This is a genomic window from Porphyromonas endodontalis ATCC 35406 (assembly GCF_000174815.1).
Classification (GTDB): domain Bacteria; phylum Bacteroidota; class Bacteroidia; order Bacteroidales; family Porphyromonadaceae; genus Porphyromonas; species Porphyromonas endodontalis.
Genome location: NZ_ACNN01000012.1, coordinates 105,465 through 117,131, shown reverse-complemented (window position 1 = coordinate 117,131; position 11,667 = coordinate 105,465). Strand labels below are relative to the sequence as shown.

Annotated in this window: 10 protein-coding genes and 1 tRNA gene; all 11 read right to left on the bottom strand. The window is 48.6% G+C overall.

Annotated elements, in window-relative coordinates; genetic code table 11:
• Positions 1-978 (bottom strand): vWA domain-containing protein, encoded by a 978-nt coding sequence (locus POREN0001_RS02920; RefSeq protein WP_004332849.1) that lies wholly within the window; start codon positions 976-978, stop codon positions 1-3.
• On the bottom strand, positions 975-1,685 hold the full coding sequence (locus tag POREN0001_RS02915; RefSeq protein WP_004332917.1) for a hypothetical protein: 711 nt from the start codon (positions 1,683-1,685) through the stop codon (positions 975-977). The genes POREN0001_RS02920 and POREN0001_RS02915 overlap by 4 nt, the downstream gene beginning before the upstream one ends.
• A gap of 330 nt (positions 1,686-2,015) precedes the next feature.
• Positions 2,016-2,918 carry a DUF58 domain-containing protein gene (locus POREN0001_RS02910; RefSeq protein WP_004332889.1) on the bottom strand — a complete coding sequence of 301 codons (903 nt, stop codon included), beginning with the start codon at positions 2,916-2,918 and terminating at the stop codon, positions 2,016-2,018.
• 18 nt (positions 2,919-2,936) lie between these two features.
• Positions 2,937-3,929, bottom strand: a complete 993-nt coding sequence (locus POREN0001_RS02905) for an AAA family ATPase (protein WP_004332781.1) — start codon at positions 3,927-3,929, stop codon at positions 2,937-2,939.
• Between the two features lie 309 nt (positions 3,930-4,238).
• Positions 4,239-4,311 (bottom strand) — tRNA-Lys (locus POREN0001_RS02900).
• A gap of 358 nt (positions 4,312-4,669) precedes the next feature.
• Positions 4,670-6,883 (bottom strand): polyribonucleotide nucleotidyltransferase, encoded by a 2,214-nt coding sequence (pnp, locus tag POREN0001_RS02895; protein WP_004332839.1) that lies wholly within the window; start codon positions 6,881-6,883, stop codon positions 4,670-4,672.
• Positions 6,884-7,198: 315 nt separating this feature from the next.
• The gene (locus POREN0001_RS02890) at positions 7,199-7,930 is read right to left on the bottom strand and encodes an ABC transporter permease (RefSeq protein WP_233429182.1); all 732 of its coding nucleotides are present in this window, start codon (positions 7,928-7,930) and stop codon (positions 7,199-7,201) included.
• Between the two features lie 81 nt (positions 7,931-8,011).
• Positions 8,012-8,635: an ATP-binding cassette domain-containing protein gene (locus POREN0001_RS09545; RefSeq protein WP_004332795.1), complete on the bottom strand. Its 624-nt coding sequence runs from the start codon at positions 8,633-8,635 to the stop codon at positions 8,012-8,014.
• Complete coding sequence (locus POREN0001_RS09540; RefSeq protein ID WP_407676175.1) at positions 8,610-8,915, bottom strand: ATP-binding cassette domain-containing protein; 306 nt, start codon at positions 8,913-8,915, stop codon at positions 8,610-8,612. Before POREN0001_RS09540 ends, POREN0001_RS09545 begins: the two co-directional genes overlap by 26 nt.
• Positions 8,916-9,400: 485 nt before the next feature.
• The gene (gene ribF, locus POREN0001_RS02880) at positions 9,401-10,372 is read right to left on the bottom strand and encodes a riboflavin biosynthesis protein RibF (protein ID WP_004332937.1); all 972 of its coding nucleotides are present in this window, start codon (positions 10,370-10,372) and stop codon (positions 9,401-9,403) included.
• Entirely contained in the window at positions 10,360-11,661 is a 1,302-nt protein-coding gene (locus POREN0001_RS02875) for a murein hydrolase activator EnvC family protein (RefSeq protein ID WP_004332899.1), read from the bottom strand. The genes ribF and POREN0001_RS02875 overlap by 13 nt, the downstream gene beginning before the upstream one ends.
• Positions 11,662-11,667 lie beyond the last annotated feature (6 nt).

Below are 11,667 nucleotides of genomic sequence, written 5' to 3'. Positions count from 1 at the left end.
CTAGGGATTAGTACGGAGATAAGTACAGCGAAGTACAAAGGACAAGAGGAGAAAGAGGAGGGCAGCTACAACCCAGCCAAAGTAACGCTCCTCGTAGGCTTTGAAGTTTTGGGTCATCAGTTTGCTTTTCTCCAGAGAGTCAATTTCGTCGTAGATCTGATTGAGACTTTCGTTGTCGGTAGCGCGGAAGTAGGAGCCGCCCGTAGTCTGGGCAATCTCTTTGAGGGAGGCTTCGTCAATCTCCACTTTTACGTTGTCAATAACGGTACCAAAGGCGGTTGCGTGGGGGTAGGGAGCCTCGCCACGAGTGCCGACAGCCACTGTGTAGATGCGTATCCCTAGGCTTTCTGCCAAAGAGGCTGCCATAGATGGGGCAATGCTACCTGCATTGTTGGTACCATCGGTGAGGAGTACAATTATTTTGCTCTTGGCATGGCTCTCTTTGAGTCTGTTGCATGCCGTGGCAATCCCCAGCCCTATGGCGGTACCATCTTCGAGGTAACCGATCTCTACCTCGGATAGGCGATTGAGAAGGGTTGCATGGTCGGTAGTTAGAGGGCATTGAGTGAAACTCTCTCCGGCAAACATCACAAGTCCGATATTGTCGTTGGGACGATTGCCAATGAACTTCTGAGCCACCTCCACAGCCGCAACAAAGCGGTTGGGCTGCAAATCCATGGCCATCATACTGCCGGAAGCGTCTATGGCGAGCATGATATCAATCCCCTCCACATTGTCTTTTTGCCAACTATTGGTGTTTTGTGGGCGTGCCAGAGCAATAACCAAAGCCGCTAGAGCAAGCATTTCTAAGACGAAGGGTAGATGCCTGATGTGGGTGCGGATCCCCCCCGCTTTGAGTCTGTAAAAAGCCGATAGTACGAGGGTCGCGTGACGCCTCTGCAACAATAGGATGTAAGCGGCGGTGAGTAAAGGGATGAGCAGTAGTGCCCAAAGGAAAGACGGATAGACAAAAGTCATGCGTTGCCTCCCTTCTTTTCTGTCTCCGTTGCGCCTACCTTCTCTTGCGTTGCTTGGTAGAGGGCTTGTGCCACACAGAGCCAGTGTTTACTATCGCTTTCGGCTTCGTTGGGGGGATAGACTACCTTAGCAAACTTTGCGAGATCCACTCTTTCTGTAAGCTCATCAAGCTTTTGTTCGTCCACGAGAGAGCGGAATCCGGCTTGGGAGAGCGCTCGGAGCAATTGTCGTGAGGTCATCTCCAGGGTATCTATCCCGGTGGTTGTTCGCACGAATGTACGGGAGAGTATATCAAGCTCTGTATAGTACTCTCGTTGCAATCCCTGCTCCGGTAGGTGCCGAGCATTGAGGGCCTCGAGAGCCATTTCGTAGCGTTGTAATTCCGAAAGGGAGGGAGTGGGCGACGGTGGAGCAGGGCGTAGCGCAAGTTTTTCTTTGCGGCGGCGGTAGTATTTGTAACCCAAAAAGCCTCCGATCAAGACGAGCAGGCCTAGCAACCAAGGTAGAGCCATGAGGAATATTTCGCCCCAAGTGTAGGGGAGTGCCCATACCCCTTTGATGTCGTTGAACTGATCGGGATGCTCCATATCCACCTTGGGCAGATTGACTTTGAGGGTGAGAGGATTCGCAAAAGACTCCTGATCTCCTACCCGTACCCCAAAGGCCGGGATTACCACAAGGGTTGAGTCAAACGAAGTAACAGCCATACGAGCATGGAGCTCCTTTGTGGTATTGTCTACGTCGATGGTGTCTGTGATCTCAAACGAGAGCGCTTCGGCACGGAGTTGAGCCGTGTCTATGGGGTTTATAAAATAGGTGTTCTCTAGATCACTTGTGCGTATTACAATATCGATAATAGCGACCTCTCCTATTTGTATTTCATCAGGAACAATGCTTGTTGTAATCTTCGCTTCTTGGCTATGTAGAGCTTGAGGGAGAAGCGTAAAGAGCAGTAGTACAACTCCCCAAAGATGCTTAGATAGGTTGTGTGTGTCTATTCATAAACCAATAACCTCGATACTCCGTATTCATCTTGCCTAGCGGTGCGAGAATATTTTGAGCAAAGCGCGTACAAAATCCTCTCCGGTGGCAACTTCGGCATAGTCTATGCCGTAGAGTTTCATGGAGTTCCTACGTTCCTCTTGTGCCATGGAAAAACCCTCGGCATAGGCACGACGCACTTTTTTCGAATGGGTGTCAATCCAGCGTGTAGCTCCGGTCTCGGGGTCTTCAAACTGTACCAATCCCATTTTGGGCAGTGCCTCTTCTCGGGGATCTCGCACTACAATGGCAATTAAATCATGCTTACGTGCAGCAAAACGCAGGGCATTACGATAGCTTTCTGCCTTGCCGTCGGTCATGAAGTCACTAATAATAAAAGTAGTGGAGCGCTTTTTGACAATGCGGCTGAGGTACGTTAGCGGGATCTCTAGGTTGGTACCACGACCTTGGGGGCTAAAAAGCAGTATCTCGCGTATGATGTAAAGAATATGTTTTTTGCCCTTACCAGGGGGTATATACTTCTCTACCGTATCGGTAAAGAGGAGGACGCCCACTTTGTCGTTGTTCTCAATAGCCGAGAACGCGAGGGTGGCGGCAATCTCGGCAACCAACTCGCGTTTGGTCTCCTCTTGCGTTCCAAAGTTGAGACTCGCGGACATGTCGATGGCAAGCATCACGGTCAGTTCACGTTCCTCTTCGAAGATTTTGATGTAGGGATCTCCGAGGCGAGCCGTTACGTTCCAGTCAATGTCGCGTATATCATCGCCCACTTGGTACTCACGTACCTCACTAAATGCCATACCCCGACCGCGGAACGCCGAGTGGTATTCTCCTGCAAAAAGCTCCTGAGACAAGCCACGCGCCTTGATTTCCACACGGCGCACACGTTGCAATATATCGCTCTGGAGCAATTGTGATTGGGTACTATTTGTGGGCATAATGCCTATCCTCGCCTCTTAGGGCACTACTACCTTATTTATAATCTCTGTAACGATGGTATCGCTGGAGAGTTCGTTGGCTTCGGCTTCGTAGCTCAGGGCAATGCGGTGGCGGAGTACATCGTGTGCCACGGCTCGTACATCCTCGGGGAGTACATAGCCTCTGCCATCTATAAAGGCATAGGCGCGAGCTGCGAGAGATAGGTTGATGGAGGCTCTTGGAGAAGCCCCACAAAGTATCATAGGACGGAGGTTCGCCAAACCTACTTGTTCGGGTTCACGTGTTGCAAAAACAAGGTCTACGATGTAGCGAAGTATCTTATCGTCTACATAGACCTTGCGTACTACTTCGCGCGCGTGGAGTATATCGTCGGTCGTCACTACGGGGCTGATCTTGGGGAGAGAGCCCTGCATATTGAGGAGAATAACGCGCTGCTCCTCTTCTCGGCTTGGATAGTCAATGTGTACTTTGAGCATAAAACGATCCACCTGAGCCTCGGGAAGGGGATAAGTACCCTCCTGCTCCAATGGATTTTGGGTAGCCATTACAAGGAATGGCTTAGGAAGAGGGTAGGTAGTATCTCCGATGGTTACTTGACGCTCTTGCATCGACTCGAGTAGCGCACTTTGCACTTTGGCAGGGGCGCGATTGATCTCATCTGCCAAAACGAAATTGGCAAATACGGGACCTTTCTTTACCACAAACTCCTCTTTATTACGGCTGTACATCATCGTGCCCACTACGTCCGCAGGGAGAAGGTCCGGCGTAAATTGGATACGACTATAATCGGCACGAATAAGGTCGCTTAGCGTCTTAATTGCAAGGGTTTTGGCAAGCCCGGGTACACCCTCTAGCAGGATATGCCCATCGGCAAGTAGCCCAATAAGGAGGGCGCGCACAAGATGATCCTGACCAACGATGGTCTGTCCCATACCTGTGATTATCTTTTCTACAAAGCGGCTCTCAGCCTTTATTTCGGCATTGAGTTGCTGCAAGTCTTGTTGTTCCATAATCAGAGTCTGGCTGTATTTTACAGAGAATGACAACTTCCGAAGAGGCAATGCTCACCGGTTACCACCCACAATCGTCTCTCCGAGAGGGGAGGTAGGAATGCCTCTTTCCGGATACAAAAGTACAAAAGTTATTGTGACTCTCGGGGCTTCGCTAGGGGAGACTTCCGAGAGAGGGAAGGGGTACCGTTAATACTTCCGAGGGAGGGAGAGAAGCGATATTCTCTCTCCTAGTTCATTGTAATAGGGGGATTCTCCTCTTTGGATACAAAAAAACTCCAAGGGAAATCCCTTGAAGTTTCTCTCTTGTGAACCGCCTGGGGCTCGAACCCAGGACCCCAACATTAAAAGTGTTGTGCTCTACCTACTGAGCTAGCGATTCAACCCTAAAAAGTGACTCTCGGGGCTGCATTGTAAGAGCTCTTACAGCACTATCTGCCGCCCAATCACCGTGCAAAGGTACTACTTAATTTGTAACTTGCAATACTTTTCTCTCTGCTTTTTCGTGATTTCTCTTCCTATCCATTTGCCTTTTTGGACTGTAAGTGTTTGTTCTCTAGGTTGTTATTTTTCTCTTTTGGGGCGAAAGAAGCAGTGCTATTGTAATAGAAAAAAGAGAGGAAGTGCGGCTGCCTCCCTCTCTTTCTATCTTTAGCGGAGCTAATTTTCCCCCTCTTGCCGGACTATTCTCTAGCAATCTAGAGAGACAAGAGTAGAGGAGAAAAGCTCATTGCATTACCTTAGTCGTGATGGTTTTCGTTGCGATCTTCGCGTGGACGGCGGTCTTCGCGGCGAGGACGATCCTCACGACGGGGGCGACGCTCAGGCTCTACATACCCTTCCGGTTTGGGGAGGAGTACTCGATGCGATAGCTTAAACTTGCCCGTCTTGGGGTCTATCTCTAGGAGCTGGATGCGGATGTTGTCACCTTCGTGGAGGTTGGTATCCTCAATCTTTTCGAAGCGACGCCACTCAATCTCGCTGATGTGGAGCAAACCTTCCTTACCGGGGAGGAACTCAACGAAGCAGCCGTAGGGCATAACGGAGGTAACTTTACCGTCGTACACTTCGCCTACCTCGGGCATAGCCACAATACCGCGTACCATAGCCAAAGCTGCATCGAGAGATTCTTTGTTGGCAGAGGAGATTTCTACATGACCTTCACCATCGATTTCTTCAATGCTCACCACAGCACCACTCTTTTCTTGGATTCCTTGGATGATCTTACCACCAGGGCCAATAATAGCACCAATAAACTCTTTGGGTACACGGAGCTTCTCAATGCGTGGAGCTTGGGGCTTGAGGTCGGGACGAACGGAAGGCATAGCCTCCTCTATCTTGCCGAGGATGTGCATACGACCCTCACGAGCTTGTGCCAAAGCACGCTCCAAGATTTCGTAGCTCAAGCCGTCTACCTTGATGTCCATTTGGGTAGCGGTGATACCATCGCGGGTACCCGTTACCTTAAAGTCCATATCACCGAGGTGGTCTTCATCCCCGAGGATATCGGAGAGAACGGCATAATTTGTTCCCTTATTTTCACTGATAAGCCCCATGGCAATACCCGAAACAGGCTTTTTGATCTGTACCCCGGCATCCATCAAAGCAAGTGTGCCGGCACAAACCGTTGCCATAGACGACGAACCATTGGACTCGAGAATGTCGCTGATTACACGTACTACGTAGGGATATTCGTCTGGGATCATACGCTTGAGGGCACGGAACGCGAGGTTACCATGACCGATCTCGCGGCGACCCGTAGCGCGTTGTGGACGAGCCTCTCCTGTAGAGAAGGGAGGGAAGTTGTAGTGGAGGAGGAAACGCTCTTTGCAGCGGCAGAGTACATCGTCTACCAACTTTTCGTCGGCTTTGGTACCGAGGGTTACCGTCGTGAGCGACTGAGTTTCTCCACGAGTGAAGACAGCCGAGCCGTGAGGCATAGGTAGGCAGTCGGTCTCAATCCAGATGGGGCGAATCTCCGTTGTCTTACGACCATCGAGACGTTTCCCCTCATCGAGGATGGCACGGCGCATTGCTTCCTTTTCTACATCGTGGTAGTAGCGAGCAATCATAGACTTCTTAGCGGCCAAATCCTCTTCTGAGAATTGAGCCTTGTATTCCTCAATGAGAGCCTCGAACGAAGCTGTACGCTCCTGTTTGCTTGTGCCACTAGTGGCAATGGCGTACGCCTTGGCATAGCACTTATCGTGTACGTCCTGGCGGAGAGCGTCGTCGTTTTCTTCGTGGCAATAGGTACGCTTAACGAGTTTACCTACAGCTTCGGATAGCTCAAGCTGGGCTTGGCACTGCTTCTTGATGGCCTCATGGGCTACCTTAATAGCCTCCAGCATATCTGCCTCTTGTACTTCGTCCATCTCGCCCTCTACCATCATGATGTTGTCGATAGTAGCTGCCACCATCATGTCAATATCAGCATTTGCTACTTGCTCATAGGTAGGATTGATGAGGAACTCACCATTGATGCGAGCTACACGAACTTCGCTGATAGGACCTTCGAAAGGAATGTCCGACACGGCAAGAGCAGACGAAGCTGCGAGTCCTGCAAGGGCATCGGGCATATCAACGCCATCGGCGGAGAACAACGTTATATTGACAAATACTTCTGCGTGATAGTCAGCAGGGAATAGGGGGCGTAGTGCACGGTCTACAAGGCGGCTGGTAAGGATTTCGTAATCAGAAGCCTTGCCTTCGCGACGGGTGAACCCACCCGGGAAGCGACCCACAGCAGAATATTTTTCTTTGTAGTCTACTTGTAAGGGCATAAAGTCGCAATCGGGGGCAGCATCAGCAGCTGCACAAACAGTTGCGAGCAATACGGTATTGCCCATGGTTACGGTAACGGCACCGTCGGCCTGTTTGGCCAATTTTCCCGTTTCGACCTTGATCGTACGTCCATCACCAAGGTCAATCGTCTTAGATACGGGTGTAATCATAATCTTTTTCTTTTATCTTGCATCTTAAATATATTCTAGGCAAAGGTACGCAAAATGCCCTTTCCGTAGTATATTTTCTCGGACTTATTCGCTGGTGCAGATTCCAGTATCAAGTGCAACGGTGTGACAAAAGTAGTGGTAGAGCTTCATTTCAGTAAGCCTACTAATCAAAAGTTTTGGCTCTAGAGGAGGCTTCTCCTTTGGAAAATTGCCCTCTAGTTATGTCCTAGATGATTAAGGGTTGCAGAAATCTGCATAGCAATCAGCTTAGCGGCAAGCGCAGAGAAACCACCCCACAGCCACGTCAATCTACACTTAAGACAGGCTGCAGTTTTTCTTAGGAAAGGCGGTAAACCACATATAACCAAGCAGTGTTACAACACCCCATGATATTATATTCACAACATCTCTTGTTGTATATCTCGTAAGCTCCTCTATAGGACGAATAGAAGCGATATAGGTATAAGTGACAAATGGCAAGTAAGAGCCGAGAGGATCATTTGTGACAAATAGGGCAATAGCTGTAAGGAGAATGCATGAAAGTATGGGCAACGTAAAATTTCGAGACAGCAAACTAATTAGCAATTGTATTGCCCCTACAGAAAATGAAGCTAGTAAGACCCTTGATGTAACCTGCATTGATGGCAACCAAATGGTGTACTCAACAAATCTATATGCCGGGATCAAAATACCCAGTAGATATCCTCCCAATACAAAGCACACCCACACAATAACACAAAGAATCATTATCAGTAATTGTAACACAAATACCTTTGATAAGTACGACTTCCATCTAACAATGGGAAATGAAAGAAGCGTTCGTATATTGTCATTTTGAAATTCAATCTCACAAATCAAATAGGATAATATCGTTACAGATAGAGGTAGCATAAACGAAAAAATGGGGAGCACATGGCGAGACCAAATTAGCATCCATGGATTTTCGGTATAACGAGGTTGAGCATAGTCAAATAGTCCACTCCACCCTTTGAAGGTCAAGTAGAGAAGAACTAATAAATAAACGATCAGAGGAGATAATAGGAGCATTACAACGAGCTTGTTGTGAAAAACCTTATAGATCTCTGCACTCAAAAAGTTTGAAAGAGAAATATTGGACTTCATAATTATCTATTCTGTAAGGTGGATAAAAGCAGTCTCAAGAGCCGATTCTTGATAGGTTATATTGTATATAGCAATTCTCTCTTGGCTCATTAATGCAATCAATTGAGCAAATTCATTTTCATTTCTAATTTCAAAGGATACATGATTCGCATCATGAATCTCCACCAAGGAGAACTTTGAATCATAGCCTAGTTGAGTTATAATGGAAGTGTTATCAATTTTGAACTTTACAATATTCGACTGTTTCTTTACCAATCCGCTGATATCTCCTTGATAAATAACTTTGCCTCCATGGATGATAGCAACGTGGTCAGCCAATTTCTCAAGTTCCTCTAAGATATGGCTAGAGAGGAATATGGTCACCCCCTCCTCTTGGTTTAATATCTTTAAGATAGATCTTAGTTCGTATATACCCTGAGGATCTAGTGCGTTGAGAGGTTCGTCTAAGATCAACATTTCTGGGCGATTGAATAAACACATCGCCAACCCGAGTCGCTGTTTTAGTCCAGAAGATAGAGATTGTGCCTTCTTATTGGCATGGTCATTAAGCCCCATCAAAGACAAAACCTCTTTTTTCCGACCTTTCCCCAATCTAAAGATATGATCAAGGTAGTCTAGATTCTCTGACACGGTAAGAAACGGATAAAAAAAAAGGATGCTCTATCATGCTACTGGAGTAAGAACGCAGCAGCAAAGGAGCCTCTCTAAGGCTAACTCCTCGAAAGAAGATCTCTCCTTCTTCTATTGGGAGAAGACCTAATAACAACTTGATTGTAGTAGATTTTCCCGCTCCATTTTTTCCAAGATAACCAAAGATTGATCCTTGAGGAATCTCTAGATCAACTCCCCGAAGAACTTGGTTACCCTGATAACCAAACGATAATCCCCTTACCGATAATATATTAGCCATAGTAGAATATCTAAGTCATACCAAGTATATGCAGCACATGTCTATGCAGCAGAGATAACTTAGAAAATCAAAATGGACAAAATCTAGCAAACTTTACAATTCTGCAGATTTCTGTATCAAGTGTAGTAGCGTCGCAGAGGGACGGTTTGAGGTGTGCTTGTCTCTCCTTTCTCCGTGAAAAACGGAAGAAATGGAGGCTGAATTTTTTTTCGTTGCAGCCCAAGAAATCTTTTCTTTTCACTCAAGAATGGAGGGTATCTCTGCCCTAGTTTTTTTTGTTTTAGGGCAGTAACTTTTTAGGGTATGGAGTCTGAGTAATAAATCTCTAGGAGATAGGTGGTTTAGAGATGGGGTGTGTTTCCCTCCCTCCCCCCCATGATTCTAGTGGGGGATATGGGGAGGACTGCAGGGGTGATGTCTTGAGGGGTGTCGGAGTCTACTCGTAACTCTGGGGGGGCTGTGGAGAGGGAATAGGAGGGATGTGCTTAAAGCGAGAGGAGCCCTTGGGTGATCTCTGCATCCTGCCGTAGGGCTTGTGATAGCTCTTCGTAGGAAGAAAAACGGGCTTCGCCTCGCGTATGGGCGATGAGCTCCACGGCTATCTTTTTGTCGTAGAGATTACCTTGGAAATTGAATAGATTTACCTCAATGGTGCGTTCCAACCCGTCGGCAATGGTGGGGCGATTGCCGATATAGAGCATCCCTCCGTAGCGAGCTTCGCCCAAATGTGCCCACACGGCGTACACTCCGAGAGGGGGGATTAGCTTATGAGCATCCTCCGGTTGGATATTTGCCGTGGGGAATCCTAGCGTTTTTCCTATGCCTAAGCCTCCTTTTACCTCCCCTGTGATGCGGAAGTTATACCCCAAGAGTTGATTGGCAAGAGAGAGATTATCGGCTCGTAGGAGCTTGCGTATCCGGCTCGAACTGTAGGGCTTCCCCTCCTTTTCGTCGAAAAAAGGCTCTTGAGGGAGCACGCGCACGCCCCATTTCTCCCCCAGACTTTTGTAGTCCGTTGGTGGATCTCCTGCCTTGGGAGGGCGACCGAAGTGATGGTCGTAGCCCATGAGGAGAGTATGAACGTGAAGTTGCCGGGTGATGATATGCCGGAAAAACTCTTCGGCAGAGAGGGCTGCCAATGCCCAATCGAAGGGGAGCAGGAATAGGAAATCTACTCCTGTTTTGGCAAGGAGTTGCTCTCGCTCGGTATTGCTATTGAGTTTCTCAAAGGGATGATCGGGGCGAACCACCATAACCGGTGGGGTATCGAAGGTAATCACGGCAGAGGGGAGCCGGAGCCGTTGTGCCTCGTGCTTGAGTTGCTCTATAAGGAAGCGATGCCCCCCATGTACCCCATCAAAAACTCCAATGGTGGCTACAACTTGCTCGGGAAGAAGCTCTGGGGATTCGCAAGATAGCTCTCCCGAGGGCAGGCGAATGAACTTTATCGTATCCATGCTTGGGGGTTTTGTTTGCTACGCTCGTGCCATACTTGGAAGTTGAGTATGGCCTTATTGCTAAAGCTATCAATAGCCACCTTACCTAAAACCTGATGCGCCTTTACTTGTTGTCCCTTGCGTACTGTTACGCCTGTAATGTTGGAGTAGACGGTGAGGTAATTACCATGACGGATAATAATGGCAGCCTTATTCCCTTCAATTACGAATACACTGGTGACCTTCCCCTCGAAGACGGCGCGTGCACTTGTGCCCTGGGGTACCTCTAGGTCTATACCGTTGTTATTGGTTTGTACTCGGCTCAATTCGTTGTGTTGTTGCACGCCAAAGGTGCCAATAATGCGGTAGTTGTTATTGACGGGTGCGGGTAGATTCCCCTTGTTTTGGGCAAAGCTCCCCCCAAGGCGACGCTCTTCGGCAGTCATGGGATAGCCTCCCTTGGTGGCTGCTTTGCGCTCTTCCGGGGCGGGTTCTTTGCCGGCGGTCGTCTTGTCTTTACCCTCGGCTAAGCGTTTGCGTCGCTCCTCTTCTTCGCGAGCTTTGCGCTCTGCCTCGGCTATTTCTGCCGCAATTTGTTGCTCAATCTTGCGGTTGAGGGCTGCTACTTGCTGCTGCTGCTGCTTGCGTTGCTGTTGCAGATCTTTTTCTTGTCCCTGTAGCTGAGTCACCTCACCTATGCGCTGCTTGCGCTCCTTCTCGAGCTGAGCCTTCTCTTGCTCACGCTGTACGAGTAGTTGCGATTTACTCTTTCGGTTTACCTCAATGGCTTGGCGAGTATGCTCAAGGGCGGTACGCGTCTCTTTCAGCTCTTGGGCTGCGCGCTTGTGGGCGTTGGCATATTGCGAGACAAACCTCATGCGTCTGATGGCTTCGTCGAAGGCAGATGCCGACAAAACAAAGAGCATTCTGTCTGTACTGCTCTTCCTCTTCTGTAGGGCGAGAACAGAGCGTTCGTAGGCCGCTTTACGCTCTTCTTCCTCTGTGCGTAGCACTTGCTCCTGACGTGCGAGAGAGTCAATATCCGAACTAAGCTCCTTGATTTCGTTATCAAGAGCCACTACTAATTCCTGTCGTTGAGCTACCTTCTTTTTGAGGAGTGCTGCCTCTTGCTGCTTTTTATTCTTATCGTTTTTTATGCGGCTGAGTTCTTTGTCGGTCTTTTCGATAGCCTTGATGGCCTCTTTGCGCTGCTGCTCTAGTTGTTGAACTTTCTTCGACTTCTGCTGTGCCACCATGGGGAGCGACGCCAGAAGCGTGAGCATGAGGAGTAGGGTATAGCGGAGTTTCATTGATGA